General features: G+C 39.8%; 14 protein-coding genes and 2 tRNA genes. 13 read left to right on the top strand and 3 right to left on the bottom strand.

What is annotated here, in order from left to right:
• The first annotated feature begins 6 nt into the window (after positions 1-6).
• A complete protein-coding gene (lysA, locus tag OCK74_RS26635) occupies positions 7-1,215 on the top strand; it encodes a diaminopimelate decarboxylase (protein WP_279300164.1) in 1,209 nt (402 codons plus the stop codon).
• Here the strand turns inward: lysA and OCK74_RS26630 are convergent, their stop codons facing one another.
• Complete coding sequence (locus OCK74_RS26630; protein ID WP_279300163.1) at positions 1,216-3,549, bottom strand: PAS domain-containing sensor histidine kinase; 2,334 nt, start codon at positions 3,547-3,549, stop codon at positions 1,216-1,218.
• Between the two features lie 185 nt (positions 3,550-3,734).
• Here OCK74_RS26630 and OCK74_RS26625 point away from each other — a divergent pair, with 185 nt between their 5' ends.
• The 10 genes from OCK74_RS26625 to OCK74_RS26580 all read left to right on the top strand — a co-directional run bounded on the left by OCK74_RS26625 (position 3,735) and on the right by OCK74_RS26580 (position 12,079).
• Complete coding sequence (locus OCK74_RS26625; RefSeq protein ID WP_279300162.1) at positions 3,735-4,223, top strand: thioredoxin family protein; 489 nt, start codon at positions 3,735-3,737, stop codon at positions 4,221-4,223.
• A 118-nt stretch (positions 4,224-4,341) separates the two neighbouring features.
• Entirely contained in the window at positions 4,342-5,823 is a 1,482-nt protein-coding gene (locus OCK74_RS26620) for an MBL fold metallo-hydrolase (protein ID WP_279300161.1), read from the top strand.
• Positions 5,824-5,950: 127 nt separating this feature from the next.
• Positions 5,951-6,535, top strand: coding sequence for a DUF4136 domain-containing protein (locus tag OCK74_RS26615; protein WP_279300160.1), 585 nt, complete (start codon positions 5,951-5,953; stop codon positions 6,533-6,535).
• 225 nt (positions 6,536-6,760) lie between these two features.
• Positions 6,761-6,832: transfer RNA gene (locus OCK74_RS26610), tRNA-Glu, on the top strand.
• Positions 6,833-6,892: 60 nt separating this feature from the next.
• Positions 6,893-6,964: transfer RNA gene (locus OCK74_RS26605), tRNA-Glu, on the top strand.
• Between the two features lie 499 nt (positions 6,965-7,463).
• Positions 7,464-8,477, top strand: coding sequence for a type I glyceraldehyde-3-phosphate dehydrogenase (gene gap / locus OCK74_RS26600; protein ID WP_279300159.1), 1,014 nt, complete (start codon positions 7,464-7,466; stop codon positions 8,475-8,477).
• 195 nt (positions 8,478-8,672) lie between these two features.
• A complete protein-coding gene (locus tag OCK74_RS26595; protein ID WP_279300158.1) occupies positions 8,673-9,863 on the top strand; it encodes a phosphoglycerate kinase in 1,191 nt (396 codons plus the stop codon).
• Positions 9,864-10,138: 275 nt separating this feature from the next.
• A complete protein-coding gene (locus OCK74_RS26590) occupies positions 10,139-10,768 on the top strand; it encodes a LemA family protein (RefSeq protein WP_279300157.1) in 630 nt (209 codons plus the stop codon).
• Positions 10,769-10,771: 3 nt separating this feature from the next.
• A complete protein-coding gene (locus OCK74_RS26585) occupies positions 10,772-11,233 on the top strand; it encodes a TPM domain-containing protein (RefSeq protein ID WP_279300156.1) in 462 nt (153 codons plus the stop codon).
• Positions 11,234-11,284: 51 nt separating this feature from the next.
• The gene (locus OCK74_RS26580) at positions 11,285-12,079 is read left to right on the top strand and encodes a TPM domain-containing protein (protein WP_279300155.1); all 795 of its coding nucleotides are present in this window, start codon (positions 11,285-11,287) and stop codon (positions 12,077-12,079) included.
• A 218-nt stretch (positions 12,080-12,297) separates the two neighbouring features.
• Here OCK74_RS26580 and OCK74_RS26575 read toward each other — a convergent pair whose 3' ends face one another.
• Positions 12,298-14,775, bottom strand: coding sequence for a M1 family aminopeptidase (locus OCK74_RS26575; protein WP_279300154.1), 2,478 nt, complete (start codon positions 14,773-14,775; stop codon positions 12,298-12,300).
• A 240-nt stretch (positions 14,776-15,015) separates the two neighbouring features.
• On the opposite strand from OCK74_RS26575, the gene OCK74_RS26570 reads away from it, so the two are divergent.
• Both OCK74_RS26570 and truA read left to right on the top strand, forming a co-directional pair.
• On the top strand, positions 15,016-16,446 hold the full coding sequence (locus OCK74_RS26570; RefSeq protein ID WP_279300153.1) for a hypothetical protein: 1,431 nt from the start codon (positions 15,016-15,018) through the stop codon (positions 16,444-16,446).
• A gap of 7 nt (positions 16,447-16,453) precedes the next feature.
• Entirely contained in the window at positions 16,454-17,197 is a 744-nt protein-coding gene (gene truA / locus OCK74_RS26565) for a tRNA pseudouridine(38-40) synthase TruA (protein ID WP_279300152.1), read from the top strand.
• 1,048 nt (positions 17,198-18,245) lie between these two features.
• Here truA and OCK74_RS26560 read toward each other — a convergent pair.
• On the bottom strand, positions 18,246-18,633 hold a 388-nt coding region (locus OCK74_RS26560; protein WP_279300151.1), incomplete at its 5' end, for a hypothetical protein.

Genomic DNA, 18,633 nt, shown 5'->3' with positions numbered 1-18,633 from the left:
CAGACTATGACACTTTCTCATACACAATTAGTTGAATTAGCAAACCGATTTGGTACACCCCTATACGTGTATCATGCCGAAAAGATAAAAGAGCAATACGAAACGTTGCAAAAAGCCTTTGAAAATTGCAATTCCAGGTTCTTTTATGCTTGTAAGGCGTTGACAAACATCAACATCCTCAAGTATATGGAACAATTAGGCGCAAACATTGATTGTGTGAGCATCCATGAGGTGAATCTCGCTTTGAAAGCAGGCTTTACTCCCGAAAGGATACTCTTTACTCCAAACTGCGTGGACTTTACCGAAATCGAAGCTGGTAAAGACTTAGGTGTAAATCTCAACATCGACAATATTTCGATTCTCGAACAATTTGGCAACAAGTACGGCGGTAGTTACCCCATTTGTATACGCTTCAATCCTCACATTATGGGGGGAGGCAATTATAAAATTTCTACCGGCCATGTCGATAGTAAGTTCGGCATTTCCATTCACCAAATGCGTCATATCGAGCGTATTGTTAAAAGCACAGGCTTGAATGTAAAAGGTGTGCATATGCATACCGGTAGCGACATAAAGGATATAAATGTGTTCCTGCAAGGTTTGGAGATTATGTTTGAAATAGCAGAACACTTCCCTGACCTCGCCTTTGTGGATTTGGGCAGCGGTTTTAAAGTGCCCTATCATGAAGACGATGTGAGCACTGACGTGGCTGAGCTTGGAGCAAGGGTGTGTGATGCTTTTAAAAAATATGAAAAAGAAACCGGCCGGAGATTTGAAGTTTGGTTCGAACCTGGCAAGTTTCTGGTCAGCGAGGCAGGCTACTTCATTGTTAAAGCCAATGTGATTAAACAAACTACTGCTACTGTATTTGTTGGCGTCAACAGTGGTTTCAATCATCTGATCCGCCCAATGTTTTATGAGGCTTATCACCGCATAGAAAATATTTCCAACCCATTTGGAAATCCCCGCATTTATACCGTGGTCGGCCATATTTGTGAGACAGACACATTTGCCTGGGATAGAAAGATTAGTGAAGTGCGTGAAGGAGATTACCTTGTTTTTTACAATGCTGGCGCATACGGCTTTGAAATGTCATCCAATTTCAATTCCCGCCTGAAACCCGCTGAAGTATTGGTTAAAGATGGTGAGGCTCTCCTGATCAGGAAGCGCGACGAATTCGAAGACCTGCTTCGAAATCAAATCGAGGTCCTTTAATTACTCGGGCAGTAGCACATGAAACTCTGCTCCCATACCTTCTTCAGATACTGCAAAAATATCGCCCTGATGATTCAGGGCTATTTTTTTGCACAATGCCAAACCAATTCCTGTTCCTTCATAAGACGAACGGGAATGTAATCGTTGAAATATAGTGAAGATCTGCTCGGCATATTCTGGGCTAAAGCCAATACCATTGTCTTTAAAAGTAATCTCGTAAATATTGCGTCTTGCGTCTATATGGGGTAGTTTAGCTTTTTCATCTTTGGATAATAACTTTGAACGGATTTCAATTTTAGGAATAACGTCTTTCTTTGAAAATTTCAGGGAATTATTCAACAGGTTATAAAAGAGTTGGCTCATTTGTAATGGGATGGCATTAATAACAGGCAGGCATTCACTTTGCACTAATGCCCTTTTTTGTACAATAATTAGTTCCAGGTCTTCCAGGATATATTTTAATACAGTATTCAAGTCGGTTTTCTCAAATGTGTCGCTATGAGATAAGTTTAATCGTGAAAAATTCAGCAAGTCTTTAATTAAATCGTTCATCCTGGCTGACGACTGGTTAATTTTTTGAATATACTGTTTTGCTTTTTCTACATGATCCCTTTCCAGGTCCAGGTTCATCATGTCAATATATGTGCGGATCTTTCTTAATGGCTCCTGCAGGTCGTGGCTGGCTATATAAGCAAACTGCTCTAGTTCTCTGTTGGAACGCTCCAGGCTTGTATTTGCGGCCTCCAGTTCTTGGGTTCTTTCGGTTACTCTTTGCTCCAGCGTTTGTTCTACCATTCTTTGCTTGGTTATATCCCTGAAATACCATGCCCAGCCATAATAGGTATTGTTATTATCGATAATGGGTCTGGCCCTGCGCTCTAATATTTTTCCAGATTTGAAATGAATCTCGTCTTCAACTATTCTATTAGGATTTATATATACCTCCTTTACTTTTTCAATTTCCCTTTCAGGGTTTACAGTCTGATTCATTCCATATAATAAAGATGCTTCATCGTCTTTTTCTTCAATAATATATTTGGGGATATTCCACAATTCAGCGAACCGGCTATTGCTCATAATGATTTTACCTTTGCCGTCTGTGATTAAAATGCCATCCGGACTCGCTTCTTGCTGTGCTTCTAGCAGCGCTGTTTTAAAATGAAGAATTCGTTCTTCATTTTTTACTTGTGTAATGTCTCTGAAGTACCATACCCAGCCATAGTTTTTCCCATCCATTCCTGTCACAGGTCTTCCATGGCGCTGTATGACTTTCCCATTTTTTAGATAAAGCTCATCTTCAACTATGGTATAAGGATGCTCATATAGGTGTTTAACTTTATTAATAAATGCATCTGGCTCTTCCAGCTGTTGCATTGCATATTCCAGTGCTGCATAATCATCTTTTGCTGCAGTAATTTCTTTGGGCATATTCCATATTTCAACAAACCTGTTGTTGTAAGAAAGCATTTTACCCTTTGCATCTACTATTAAAATGCCATCCGCTGTAGCTTCATTTTGGGCTTCAAAAAGAGCTGTTCTATAACGAAGTTTTTCTTCCGTATTTTTTAACTCTGTTATATCAACACAGGATCCTGCGAGCCCAATAAACTTTCCATCTTCTGTATATCTGGGGCGACCATTGGCGAGACACCAGCGAATATTCCCATTTTTATGAACTAAATGAAAATCTGCAGTAAAAAAGGATTGGGTCGCAATGGCGTTTTGCAAATTCTTTAGTAAGAGAACTTTTTCATCAGGAAACATTGCATCCATCCATCCATATCCAAGCAATTCACCATCGGAAAGCCCGGTCCAGTCATGCCAGGTTTTGTTTTTGAAAAAACACTGGCCATTTTCATCTGTGATCCACAAGGCAACCGGCGCTGAGTCTGAAATATCTTTCATCAAACGCTCTTTTTCATTTGCTCTTGCTTGTATTCCTTTTTCTTGAGTTATATCAGTTAATATCCCAATAAGCCGGTTAGCTTGCCCATTTTCATTAAAATAAGCCTTTCCAGTAGCCCTCACCCAATATATGAGTTTGTTCCGGGCATTGACGATCCGATATTCCATATTGATGTGGCCTCCATTAACTTGATGAAGAGCATCATCAAGCATCTGCACCGCACGTTCCTTGTCATCGGGGTGAAGACCTGAAATAAACGAATCTAAATCAATTAATTGCCCTGTATCAAATCCAAAAAGATCATAGCATTTCTTTGACCAAATAATTGCTTTTGTAATCGGATTAAATTCCCAAATGCCAATTTCTGATGCTTCTAAAGCCTTCTGTAATCTTTCCTGGTCAATATTAATGAAAAACTCAGACGTCATTGGCTAAGCTGTTATTATATAAAGTAATCGGATATATACTAGCTTTAAAAGTATTTTGGCGGTGCCTTTATAGGTATTTTTACTAATTTGTTTAAAAATAAAAAAATGTCATGATTTATTATATTCTTTTTTAATCAGCTCTATTTGAAAAACTTTGTAGATGTTTACATTCAAAAATGATTCCTATGAAAATAAAGTTGCTTTTTATTCTGGCTTTAATGGTATCTTTTTCTTGTTTTGCTAATGATACCACTAGGCAATTATACAATCCGTATGCCTCTGTAGAGAAAGATATTCCTGTGTTGCTCACAAAGGCAAAACTTGAAAAGAAACATGTGCTGTTGCAGGTGGGAGGAAATTGGTGTATCTGGTGCTATAAATTCAACAGTTTTGTACAACTGGATTCTACATTAAAACGTACGATCAGCAATAATTACGTTGTATATCATTTAAATTACAGCAAGGAAAACAAGAATTTAGAATATTTGAAAAAGTTAGGCAACCCGCAGCGCTTTGGCTTCCCTGTTTTTGTGATCCTGGATGAAAATGGGTTTCGCCTCCACACCCAGGATTCATCTTTACTGGAAAAGGGGAATGGCTATGATTTTGATAAAGTGAAATCTTTTCTCGAAAACTGGACTCCCAAAGCAATTTTGCCTCCCTCAGAGGAATAACGCATAGGGGTTTGCTGCATTGAATCCTCTATTCAGTTAACGTTGGTTAGTCATTCATGTTTTGATGTCTATTTGAGGTATGTGTATTGCATAGAATAACTATTAATATGCTCCTTATATGAATAGACCTACAAACTATAGCAAAAAAAGTAATTCCCCTTTAGAAAATGAGGTCAGGCATGGACCTTTAAATGGTGGAATCATTTCTTTTCACGGCGCTGCCAGAACAGTAACCGGATCCAAACACCTCTTGCAGTTTAAGAATGGAAAAAGCATACTTTTTGATTGTGGAATGTTCCAGGGAATGGGACGTGAAACAGATGTTTGGAACCGCGATTTCGGTTTTGACCCTGTCGATGTTGATGTGCTCATTCTTTCCCATGCACATATAGATCATAGCGGGCTCATTCCTAAACTCGTTAAAGACGGATTTAGAGGGCCTATTTACTGTACACCTGCTACAAAAGATCTGGCTTCTGTTTTATTGGAAGACTCAGCCGAGATACAGGAAAGTGATTTATTATATGCAAATAAAAAGCGTCGAGCACAGGGTGAACCATTGATTCAGCCCTTATATACCAAAGAAGATGCTTTTAACTCTTTTTCTCATTTTGAAGCAAGGGACTATGGTCAGTGGTTTAGTGTAATGGATGGGGTAGAAGCCATGTTTACGGATGCCGGGCACATTATCGGTAGTGCATGTGTACATGTAAGATATGGTGAAAATGGTCAGCGACATCAATTAACATTTAGTGGAGATGTTGGGCGTTATCGCGATATTATTTTGCGGTCACCGGAAATCTTTCCCCAGTCAGATTACATTATTATGGAGTCTACTTACGGCAACTCTCTACATGAGAGTATTACTTCTGCCTTAGAACTATTGCTACACTGGATTGAGAAAACCTGCATTCAGAAAAAAGGTAAGCTCATTATGCCTGCCTTTAGTGTAGGTCGCACCCAGGAAATATTATATGCGCTCAATAACCTCGATCTTAGTAACAGGTTACCACAAATTTCGTATTTCCTGGATAGTCCATTGAGTATAACAGCAACTCAATTGATTAAACGATATCCCCAATATTATAATAAAACGATACAGAAAGTTTTGCTGGAAGACCAGGATCCATTCAGTTTTCCAAGGTTACACTGTATCGAATCAGCAAAGGATTCAAAACTGCTCAATTATTACCGGGATCCATGTGTCATTATTTCTGCAAGTGGTATGGCTGAAGCAGGCAGAGTAAAACACCACATTAGCAATAATATAGAAAACTCTCGCAATACTATTCTAATGACAGGATACTGCGAACCTAACTCTTTAGGAGGGCGTTTGCTGAATGGAGATAAGGAGGTCAGCATATTTGGCATCCCGCACGAAGTACATGCAGAAATTGGCCTGATCAAAAATATGAGTGCTCATGGTGATTATGAAGACCTGTGTCAATGGCTTGCCTGTCAGGATCCTCAACAGGTGAAAAAACTGTTTTTGGTTCATGGGGAATATAACGTGCAACAGGATTTTAAAGAACGTTTGATAAAAAAAGGCTTTTTGGATGTAGAAATACCTCCTAAACATTACGAAATTGGTTTAACCTGATAATTGGGCATTGTAAGCTCCTTTAATTATAATTTCACATTTTGTATTCTCTTTTTTCACAATTCCTTTAAAATGAAAATATGTTTTTATACGTCTTTATATCGTATAAAAACAATTTGGAGGAATTATGAAAAAAGTGACCTTTTTCGGAATGCTTCTGTTGATTGGGTTCTTTTTTACAGGTTGCGCAGGTAATGCTCATATAGAAAAAGATGAAACTGTAAACTTTAAAAACTATAAAACTTTTGCCTGGATTGAAACAACTGAGTCCAAAGACGAAAAGGACAAAAAAGTTTCAGATTTAACAGAACAGAATTTAAAAAAGTACGTAAATTCAGAATTAACAAAACAAGGCTGGAAAGAAGTAAAGAACAAACCGGACGTTCTGATAAGTTATGATGCTTTAGTAGAGAAAAATTTAAAAGAACAAACTAATCCAGTTTATACCCAACCCTATAGCCGGTTTTTCTTTAATCCATACACAAGACGTTGGGGCCGCATATATTATCCTTCTCAGTTCTTAGGATATGATAATGAATCTTACGAAGTGAGAGAAGGAACCATTACTATCTCAATGATTGACTCAAGAACAGAAAAAACTGTTTGGCAGGGATGGTCTACTTCTGAATTAAAAAGTAGGCACATGACTTCCAAAGAAATTCAGAATTCAGTAAAAAACATCTTCAGAAAATTCGATATAGCGAAAAACTAATTATTTTGCTTGCGATAACTACGGGCTTCCTTTTCAGGGGGCCCTCTTTATTGATAGACACCCAACAACTCTATCTTCTTTCTGTCTCAACTTAAAATTCATGGACCATTTATTTTTGTCGTTCCTAGTTGAACAACAAGGCTTTTAATACCTCTATATAATTTATTTAGAAAAAAGTTTGGAAGTTTACGAAAGCCGCCTATCTTTGCACTCCCAAACGAAAATGCCGCGTTCGTCTAAGGGCTAGGACACCACCCTTTCACGGTGGTGATACGGGTTCGAATCCCGTACGCGGTACGAAACATTGCCCCAGCTAGTTTCAACTTGATGGGGTTTTTTATTAAATATTTTTTTGACGCCGCGTTCGTCTAAGGGCTAGGACACCACCCTTTCACGGTGGTGATACGGGTTCGAATCCCGTACGCGGTACACGAACATTTCTTACAACAAATTATAGAGCCGCTGTTAACAGCGGCTCTTCTGTTTTTACTAACTACATTCATTTTACCGAATTCCTTCATCCGCAATAATTGGCAATACCTGTTTATGCTTAGCCAATGTGCTTCACCTCCCATGTGTAATCGAATATTTAAATCATGAGAAAATAGTTTGGGTATTTTAAGTGAACTTATTGATGAGGTTAATATTTCATTGATTGTGATTTTCCAGTTAAGAATTCAATGAAAGCAAATATTCTTAACTGTGATAAATAAAGTCTAATGTTATATAATAATCATTTTACAATTCATCAAATGTGCAAACTAGGAGTTCAGAGATTCCATTATTGATGAGAAATCTCATAATTAATTATAAAAAACTCATCTTATGCCTGACTTACGCCTTTTTTATTACTGATTTTTCTCTTGTCTGAAAATATTTTGCATTATTGTAACTTCGCGACGCATTATAAATTTAAACTTTTTAAAACATGAGCTCAGTAAAAGTCGCAATTAACGGTTTCGGACGTATCGGCCGTTTAGTTTACCGTCAGATTTTTAACATGGAAGGTATCGAAGTCGTTGCTATAAACGACCTTACCAGTCCGAAAGTATTAGCCCACCTTTTAAAGTACGATACGGCTCAAGGCCGCTTCAATGTTGACGTAAGAGCAACTGAAAATGCAATTGTGGTGAAAGGAAATGAAGTTAAGATCTACGCTCAAAAAAATCCTGCAGATATTCCTTGGGGACAGCATGATGTGGATGTTGTTTTAGAATGTACAGGTTTCTTCACAGATAAAGCAAAAGCTGAAGCTCACTTGCAAGCTGGTGCAAAAAAAGTAGTTATTTCGGCTCCCGCCACCGGCGATTTAAAAACAATCGTTTACAATGTAAACCATGATCTTTTAGATGGTTCAGAAACTGTGATTAGTTGTGCTTCTTGTACTACTAACTGCTTGGCCCCAATGGCTAAAGTTTTGGATGATACTTATGGAATCCTTTCTGGTTTGATGACCACTATCCATGCATATACAAACGACCAAAATACTCAAGATGCTCCGCATCCGAAAGGTGACCTGCGTCGTGCACGTGCAGCTGCTCAAAACATCGTGCCTAACAGCACTGGTGCCGCTAAAGCTATCGGTCTTGTTCTGCCAAGCCTGAAAGGTAAATTGGATGGTACAGCTCAACGCGTTCCAACGCTGACCGGCTCTTTAACTGAATTAGTAACTGTATTAGGCAAAAAAGTTACGGTTGAAGAGATCAATGCAGCAATGAAAAACGCTGCAAACGAAAGCTATGGCTATACTGAAGATGAAATCGTAAGTAGTGATATCGTAGGTATGGAATATGGTTCTCTGTTTGATGCTACCCAAACTAAAGTATTGTCAGTTGGCGATACTCAATTGGTAAAAACCGTAAGCTGGTACGATAATGAAATGAGCTATGTATCTCAATTAGTGCGCACAGTTAAATACTTTGCTAAGCTGATTAAAAAATAATAATTCGAAAGCGGCACAAGTAGGTGCCGCTTTTTTTATGCTTCTTTATTATCGTAAATTTAGATCCTTAATTTGTAAATTGTTAAGGATAAAAATTCTAACTGTTGAGCTTGGGAGCGTTTTACAGATTGTGTGTATGGCATACAGTTAAGCATTATTGGATAATATATTCGGGTTAATCGAAATCAACTTATTATGAGCAAATTTCAACAGTTCAACTTTAACGGGAAAAAAGCATTGATCCGGGTGGACTTTAACGTTCCCTTGGATAAAGACTACAACATTACTGATGACACCCGCATCAGGGCTGCAGTGCCTACAATTAAAAAGATATTAAACGATGGTGGCAGTGTTATTTTAATGTCTCACTTCGGCCGTCCAAAAGAAGGTCCAACTGAAAAATACTCTCTGAAGCACTTGGTGACTCATTTGAGTGAATTGCTGGGCACTAATGTGCAATTTGCCGATGATTGCATCGGCAATGATGCTGTTCAGAAAGCCCAAAACTTAAAAAACGGTGAAGTATTGTTGTTGGAAAACCTTCGTTTTTACAAGCAGGAAGAAAAAGGTGACGAAGCCTTTGCCGAAAAATTAGCTAAACTTGGCGATGTTTATGTCAATGATGCATTTGGTACTGCTCACCGCGCACATGCTTCTACAGCTGTTATTGCTAAGTTCTTTGCTCCCGAAGCTCGTATGTTCGGTTTACTGATGGAAGGTGAAGTAAGCAGCGCTGAAAAGGTTATTAATAGTTCCGAGAAGCCATTTACAGCAATCATCGGTGGTGCAAAGGTTTCAGATAAGATTTTGATTATTGAAAACTTACTGGAAAAAGCTACTGATATTATCATCGGTGGTGGTATGGCTTATACATTCTTCAAAGCTTTGGGAGGTCATATCGGTAAATCACTTTGTGAAGAAGACCGCTTGGATACTGCGCGTGAATTAATACAGAAAGCGGAAGCTAAAGGCGTTATGATTCATCTGCCCATGGATTCAATCATAGCAGATCAATTTTCAAACGATGCAACTGTTTCTTCTTCATTAAGTAATACAATTCCTGATGGTTGGATGGGGCTGGATATTGGCCCTCAGGCTTGCGAGCAATTTACTAAGATTATTAAAAACTCTAAGACCATCTTATGGAATGGTCCAATGGGAGTATTCGAAATGGAAAAGTTCCAGCATGGGACTAAAGCAATTGCACATGCTGTTGTAGAAGCAACTGAAAAGGGTTCCTTCTCATTAGTAGGTGGCGGTGATAGCGTTGCCGCAGTAAACAAGTTTGGCTTTGCTGATAAAGTAAGCTACGTATCAACTGGTGGTGGCGCCATGCTCGAATACTTCGAAGGAAAAGAATTACCCGGAATCGCGGCAATTAAATGATAGTATACTTCCCAAATAATAAAAATCCCTTGTTAATCGATTAACAAGGGATTTTTAATTTTAACTCCTGGGCTTTGCTGCATTGATGTGCTCCTTTAGGGGCTAGCCTGGAGTCAGGCCAGCCCAAGGTATAACAGTCACGTACATTTGCATTTTCTTCATTTTCCTTTTATGGCAAATTGTCGCCTTTTACATAAAAAAACGCCATGGTATAATAGTTGAGTTATAAAAAGCAAAACTTTCATCCTAATTTTATTTAAACTAAACCACTTCAAATGAAAGGACGTTCGTTAACAACATTTATTATCCTTGGTTTATTGGTGATCTTGTTGTTTTGGGGATGTAGCGGGTACAATAACCTTGTTAAGGAAGATGAAACAGTAAAGAAATCATGGAACTATGTTCAATCGCAATATCAGCGCAGGGCAGACCTGATTCCTAACCTTGTAAATACGGTAAAAGGTGAAGCTAATTTTGAGCGTGGTACACTGACTGATGTGATCAATGCGAGAGCAAAGGCTACATCTGTTCAGGTAACTCCGGACAACCTGACCAATGAGAATATTCAAAAATTCCAGGAAGCACAAAATCAATTATCTGGTGCATTAAGCCGATTATTGGTAACTGTTGAGCGTTATCCTAACTTGAGAGCTAACGATGCCTTCAGAGGCCTGCAAACACAATTGGAAGGTACTGAAAACCGTATAGCTGTAGCTCGTAATGATTTCAATGATGCCGTACGGACCTATAACACCAAGGTACGCGTTTTCCCAACCGTTATTTTTGCTGGTGTCATGGGATTTAGGCCCAGGGAAGGCTTTACAGCAGATCAAGGATCGCAAAACGCTCCCAAAGTTGACTTTGGAGGGAACAGACCATCAGTAAACTTTGATACAACCCGATAAAAAGTGAAATTATTTCCCTGGCAAAACGAAAAAGACTTCTTTACTCCTGAAGAGAAAGAAAGTATCTTGGATGCCATCCGTAAGGCCGAACAGCGCACCAGTGGCGAGGTTCGGCTTTTTATTGAATCTCGTTGTCGCTTTGTGGATGCATTGGACCGGGCAAAAGAGATTTTCTTTCAATTAGGCATGGAAAAGACTATGGCGCGCAATGCCTCCCTGGTATATGTTGCTGTAAAAGACCGGCAGGTCGCAGTTTATGGCGATGAGGGCATTCATCAGAAAGTAGGACAAAAATACTGGGAGGAGGAAGTAAATAAAATGCTGGTCCACTTCAAGCAGGAGCACCTGGCAGATGGCATTATACTATCCATCCAAGATATTGGTGAAGCTTTGCACCAACATTTCCCCTACGATCGGGACACAGACAAAAACGAATTGCCAGATGAAATCATCTTTGGCAAATAAAGACAAACGCTTAATTCTCCATTCACACTTGATGCAGATCTACATACCTGAATGAAAAAAATATTTATCGCTTTTTTTATGGTCATTTCAATCTGTGCCCAGGCTCAGATTGATAAAGTGATTCCACCAAGGCCAACTCCGCCTCGATTGGTTAATGATTTTGCCAATATCTTAACCCCGGAACAGGAGCAGTCTTTAGAGCAGAAGCTCGTAGCTTATGATGACAGTACTTCCACGCAAATTGCAGTAGTTACTATTGAAACACTTCAGGATTATCCTATAGAAGATGTTGCACTTCAGATTTTGCGGCAATGGGGAGTGGGTGGAAAAGAAAAAGATAATGGCGCGGTGATACTAGTAGCCATGAAAGATAAAAAGATCCGCATAGAAACTGGCTACGGATTGGAAGGCGCCGTTCCTGATATCACCGCAAGACAGATCATTGAAAGCGATATAGCACCCAACTTCCGTAATGAAAACTATTATCGTGCTTTTGACGCAGCAACAACTTCCATCATGAAAGCTGCTGCTGGTGAATACCAGGCGCCCGAAGGGTATGGTAAAAGGAAAGGGAGCGGAGGAGGTATAAGCTTCGGTAAGATCATCTTGGCTTTTATCATTTTGATGGTAATTATGGGCATGTTTGGTGGTGGAAATAGAGGAGGAGGCTTTATGTCACGCCGTGGTTATAGGCGCTTTGGTGGCCCTGTTATTTTCCCTGGCAGCTTCGGCGGCGGTGGCTGGTCTGGCGGTGGAGGAGGTTGGTCCGGTGGTGGCGGAGGAGGAGGTTTTGGGGGTTTCGGCGGCGGCGGCGGTGGTGGTGGTGGAGCCAGCGGCGGCTGGTAAAAATCCTGATAAAAAATCAACTTACAACCCATCACTAATAAAAAGAAGGGCTTTCCATCCAGGAAGCCCTTCTTTTTATTACATCATTTTACCCGCACTATCATCAATAATCAACCCTCTACCGTCCACATCTACACCACCATTTTCAATATATCACCCACCCTCTATTATCTACCAGTCACTATCTATCATCCATGATCACTAATCTATTATCATTCTCACATTCCCTTCTTCTTCAACTTCCCGTCAACATATCCTGCCTGTGAACTCTGACCTGCAGCAGTTTTTGCCTTTTGTACATTCTGTAATAAGGTTTCAATATAAGGCACTATCTGTCCTTTATAAGCTTCAGGTATTTGATCACTTAGTTCCATAATAGCATCTACACCACGTTTAAAATCTTCATCAGATTTTAGTTTAACCAGGTATTGTGCTAAAGGTTGAACAGCTTCAAGCTTAGCCTGGCTCAAAGGCATGTCTTCAAAATTGCTTAAAATTACATTCGCACTGCTTTCATCTCCAGCCTGGATCATAATACTGGTAACAGCTTCAGCCAGGTCACCTTTGATCTTACCCTGCGCCAAACGCTTGGCCTCATCATATGCTTGTTTGCTGTCTATATGGCTCAATACATTTAATGCATTCCCGGAAACTGAGTAAGAAGAATCATTTACTGCATTTCGCAATAGGGTGCTATATTTTGTAACATTATATTCTCCTAATCTGGCAATGGCCGCAGCACGTACCGTACTCTTTTCATCTTTCTCTGCTAATCTTGCAAGCGTACTTTCAGCCCGTTCTTTCAATGTATTATTCTTCAAATCCAACTTCCCGATAACATAACTCCGCAAACCATGAAACTTATCTTGTAAACCATCAAGCATAATTTCAGTCGCTTTAGGATCCGCCTGGTTTTTAGCCGCTGCATCAATAGCTTCCCTTCTGTCCATGTAATTGCGGGCATGTTTGTATTGATACAGGTATTCTGTTAGCGTCTTATTTTCCTTTTTCTCTGCTAATAAGACTTTTTCTGCATCAAAGTTGATCAGGTCTGGTTTTGTTGCTGAAGCAAAACTGAAAGTATCTACCCTGTTTTGTACAAACACATTATGGCGAACGCGATCATTTCCACTATAAATATCAATTGCCACAGGAAGAATAAACGGATTTTCGCTGGCTTGTGTCTGCTTTACAATAACCTGTGCTTGCTTTGATTGCTCATTGTAATAGTAGTTAATATCCAGTTTTGGATGACCAGCACCAAAATACCATTGATTCCAGAACCAGTTCAGGTCCTTACCAGTAATTTCTTCAAATGCCAAACGTAATTGATGGGCTTCTGCCGATTTGTACTGATTTGTAGTCAGGTACAGGTTCATTGCTTTGAAAAATGCACTATCTCCAACATAATTGCGCAGCATATTGAGTATCCTGCCTCCTTTATTATAACTCACAGCATCAAACATATCTTCCTTATCGCGGTAATGGAAGCGCACTAGGTCTTTCTTCTCACTTCCACTTCCCAGATAACCTTGCATTTCAGTTAAATTATGTTCATCTGCGGCATCTTTACCATATTTATATTCATTCCACAAATACTCACTATAATTAGCAAAAGATTCATTCAACGTCAGATTGCTCCAGCTTTCAGTGGTTACCAGGTCACCAAACCATTGGTGAAATAACTCGTGTGCAATTACATCTTCCCAATGGTTGCCATCTATTAATTCCCTGGCATCCTGTTGTGCTGACTCCTGGTGCAATGTGGCGGTTGTATTTTCCATCGCACCGCTAACATAATCTCTGCCTACTATTTGGGAATACTTGTTCCATGGGTATTCAACGCCGGTGATATTCGAAAAGAATTTCATCATTTCCGGTGTATTACCAAAGATCTTTTTGGCAACCGGTGCATATTCCTTTTCTACGTAATAATTTACTTCTTTGCCTTTATAACTGTCTTTAACAATGGCATAATCTCCTACACCAATGAAAAACAGGTAAGGAGCATGCGGCTTGTCCATCTTCCAATAGTCAGTCCTGGTACCATCTGTATTGCTTTTTTGACTTATCAATTTTCCATTGCTCAGCGTCACATACTTAGACGGAACCGTCAGTATAAATTCCTGGGTGGTTTTCTGATTAGGCTTGTCAATTGTTGGAACATATACAGATGTAGCCTCTGTTTCACCCTGTGTCCATATCTGGGTAGGCTTGTTTTTCTCTTCTCCGCGTGGATTGATAAAATACAGGCCTTTAGCATTGGTGATAGCGGCGCTGCCTTTTACTTTTAATTCATCAGGTTTGGCTGTATAATCTATATAAATGGTATAAACATCACCACCGCGGTAAGTTTTATCCAGGTCGATGTTGAGCTGCATACCATCATATTTATATTTCAGCGGTACATTCTTTCCGCCTTTTACTATAGCAATCTGCCTGATATCCATTCCTTTTGCATCCAGTAAAAGCGAGTCGGTAGGGTAAAAGTGGGGTTTCAGGCTGATCCATACTTTCCCAATAAGTTGTGATTTTGAGTAATCAAACTTTGCATCCAACTTGGTATGGACAAGGTCATTAATTTTTACAGCGGTTGCTCTGTATACATTTATAGCTGTCGAATCTGCTTTTGTTTCCTGAGCTGTAAGGACCGAAGCCATTAAACAATAAAAACTAAAAAATACCAATCGTTTCATATATAATATTTACAGTGGGTAAAAATACATTTCTGTTGCTTCATTTAGATGATTTGAAATGGCTGAGTGTTTCACTTACAACGTTAAAAAGCTCTAAGTATTCACCGGATGCTACCTGCAAACAATTCGTCATCCCATCTTTCTGCCAAACTTAAAATACTTACACTTTAACAGTGGCTTAAAAATGGATGAATGGTTATGGTAATGGAGGATTATAATTTTAACTTACATTTGATTGCAATGAAGAAGTTGCTTTTTATAGTCATTTTGCTCTGTTTTGGATCAATGGCGTTCGCACAAAAAGTATATTTTATTTATATTCAGTCCGACGCAGGCACGCCATTTTATGTAAAAATGGGTGAAAAAGTCTATAGTTCTACAGCCTCAGGGTATGTGATTTTGCCAAAACTGGTGGACAGTACATATGTATTGTATTTAGGTCAGCCAGGCAATCAAGCAAAGGAACTTCGCTTTTCTGTACCCATCAATAATGCAGACCGCGGCTTTTTGTTGAAAAACCTTCAGGAAGGTTTGGCTCTGTTTGATCTCCAATCTATGGCTGTGATCAATCCCACACCAAGTACATCCGGTGTAATGTATGAAAGTAATACAGTTAAAAGTGATCTTTTTACACGCCTGTTAGCCAGAGCCGTAGACGATTCCACTTTATTAATGGAACCTGTACTTGCTAAGGGCAATGAGCCAAAACCTTCAAAAAAAGAAGAAATAAAGAACAAAGCTCCAAAGGATAAGAACGAAGCTATTGTTAAAGCTTCCGAAGAAGTTCCCGCAAAAGAAGATGTTGCAATAAATAAAACAACTGTTAATACTCCGGTTTCAACAACTCCAATTGTTGACAATAACAATGTAAAAGATGCTGCTGTTCCACAGGAAACTCAAGTTCCAAAGGATATTGCTGCTACTAAGGTAACAGTGTCTCAAAGCGATTCTGCTAACTTAAAGGTTTCTGCTACTTCCAGGGACACTGATGCTAAAGATACTTCCACATTAAAGGATGCTGTTGTGCAAAATGTCCAGAAGACAGACAGTATTCAGGGTGAACCTGCCAAACAGGAACAAACCGAATTCAAACGTTCTGTCGTGAAGAAATATGCTGAAAGCTCCAACTTTCAGGGTTTTGGACTGACCTTTATTGATACTTGGGAGGGTGTAACTGATACCATTCGCCTCGTGATTCCTAATGTTGTTGATGCTAGTGCTTTGGTGAAAACAGAATTGCCCAAGGTTGATAATCAGCTGTCTAATGAAGCGATAAAAGATGTACCGGCTTCTAATAACAACCAGGTTTCAGCTACTGTAATCAATAATGATAAAGATAGCCTTCAGACGACAGTTGTTAAAAATGAGGCTACGCCTGCAAACTGTAAAGAAGCATCCAATAAAGATTTCCTTGAATTGAGAAAAAATATGGCAGCAAAAGATAGGGGAGAGGAAATGTTAGCTGAGGCTAGAAAAGCTTTCAATGAAAAATGCTACACTACAGAGCAGATAAGAAAATTGAGCGTGTTGTTCTATACACAGGAAGGTAAGTTCCTTTTCTTCAAGGAAGCTAAGCCTTTCGTGTCAGATAAGGACCGCTTTGCTACACTATTGTTTGAATTGAATGAAGATGCCTATCAGGAACGCTTCAAATCTTTGTTGGAAAACTAAAATTTAAATGCCCCGTTTCTTTCTCGAAGTTGCCTATAAGGGCACCCAATATAGTGGATTCCAGATTCAGGAGAACTCCAATACGATACAGGCCGAAGTGGAAAAAACCTTTAAAATCTTGCTTCGGCAAAGTGTAGATTTAACGGGCTCTTCACGCACCGATGCAGGTGTTCATGCCCTCCAGAATTATTTTCACTTCGACTTTTCCGAATCGCTCAGCGACCGTATCGTCTATAAAATGAATGCCATCTTACCCGATGATATTGTCGTAAAGGGATTATACACTATGCCCGAAAATGCGCACTCTCGTTTCGATGCAACCTCTCGCGAGTATGATTATGTATTATATCAGCATAAAAATCCTTTCTTAAAGGGAATAGCCTATTATTTCCCTTACACACTTGATGAAAAACTCTTGCACGAAGCCGCTGCCCTTGTAAAGTCTGGAACCAACTTTTTTGCCTTCTCCAAAACAAACACCCAGGTCAAGAACTTCAATTGTAAGATATATAAAAGTCAATGGATTCACGATCATGATAAGTTGATATATAATATAGAAGGAAATCGCTTTTTACGAGGCATGGTTCGTTTGCTCACAGCATCGATGCTCAAGGTCGGCCGCGGCAAAATCTCATTAGATGAATTTGCTTCCATGTTTACTTATCCCGATCAAAAGTGCGGTTTCTCCGTCCCTCCGGATGGATTGTTTCTAAAAAGAGTGAAATTCCCAAATTCCATAATTGAAGATTAAAATTTCGAGTAAGATACTTCCAGGTGGGTAGCGATATCGCTACCAATAATGCTTAATTATTTGTCCTTTCATGTAAGGCTGCCAATATTGAATGCTTTAAGGATGATGAGAAATACCAGAACATGGGAGAATGCCCAAAACGCTTTTTTATTATAATACTATATAAGAGTTCCCATACTCAACTTCTGATTGGAACTATTCTTTCTACATTACTAATACATTCTAATACATTTCCTGAAATCCTATACTACACAATGAGCTAAATGCTACCTCAACGAAATATGGAATCAAGTAACCGCACTGACGAAACCGCCATTTGCTTTCTTTGCCTGGCGTAGCACCATTTGCGTTTTCCCTTTTATCTCATCGCCCAAGTCCTCGTTTTTGCGCACCCTTTGCTCTCCTGGCCCGGGTTTGCATGGTCGCGCAACATTATTTGATTTCTATTTGATTTCCGATTTTCATGAAACTCCTTTCAACAAGGTCTTTTTGCCCAGGCTTCTCTACCTGTAGTCTCTCCCCGAACCCAATTTTATACTGTTCTTTTGGGAGGCTGTCTTTTTGCTTTCCCAATGAATCCCCTCATGAGCCAACGACTCATGAACCAACGCCTCTGCATTTTCTATTTTCCATTTTTGGTGCAGCCTTTTTCCTTTCCCCCAACAGCAGGTTTCTATTATACCTTTTGGCGTTGCCTTTTTCCTTTGCTCCGACCTCTGTTTTCTATTGTTTTTTGGTGCAGCCTTTTCCGTTTTAATGCTATATGTTACTATTTCCGCCCCGGTCTCCAGAGACACTACAGTGCCCTTATAGTAATCTTATAGAAAACTTACAGTAAAGTTATAGTAAAGTTATAGTAGAGTTATAGTAGAGTTATAGTAAACATTAGCCGTACATGCTAACTACCTCCTCCCCGACCACTCCTATACTACTCCGGATCAACCCCGTACCTACCATCTACCTACCCCCTACGATCCCCCTTATCCAACCCACCCAACCATACCTTCAGGATAGATCAAGTATAGCTGAAGCACACCTGAAGCATACTTCAAGTATACTTAATGCACGAAACAGATTTTGCCCCCTCCCTAATCCCTATTATTTTACCCTCTGCTCCTTGCTCCTCCAGCCGGCAGGCACCCCCACCGCTCGGTCCTGCCGCTCTCATTGGGCTCCTGACAGCCGTCCCTGTTGCTGCGCATGGCCGCTGTGTGGTATCCTTTGGTCCTGTCTCTGTGGTCCCGCCCTGCCAGCGGCCTGTCGATATCATCAGCCCTCCAGCCTTTCTTTGATCTCCTTTGGCCATAGCCCTGGGTAGGGGCCGGTGGTTGGTTTGCTGGCGGGCTGGGGAATAGTTTTTTGCTTTCACAGAATTTTCACGAAAAAACCTTAAAAAAGATTTGGTGGGGATTGGGTGGGTTTCTATCTTTGCGCTC

The organism is Paraflavisolibacter caeni (assembly GCF_025628885.1).
GTDB classification, from domain to species: Bacteria; Bacteroidota; Bacteroidia; order Chitinophagales; family Chitinophagaceae; genus Flavisolibacter; species Flavisolibacter caeni.
This window is presented reverse-complemented; position numbering and strand designations above follow the sequence as displayed.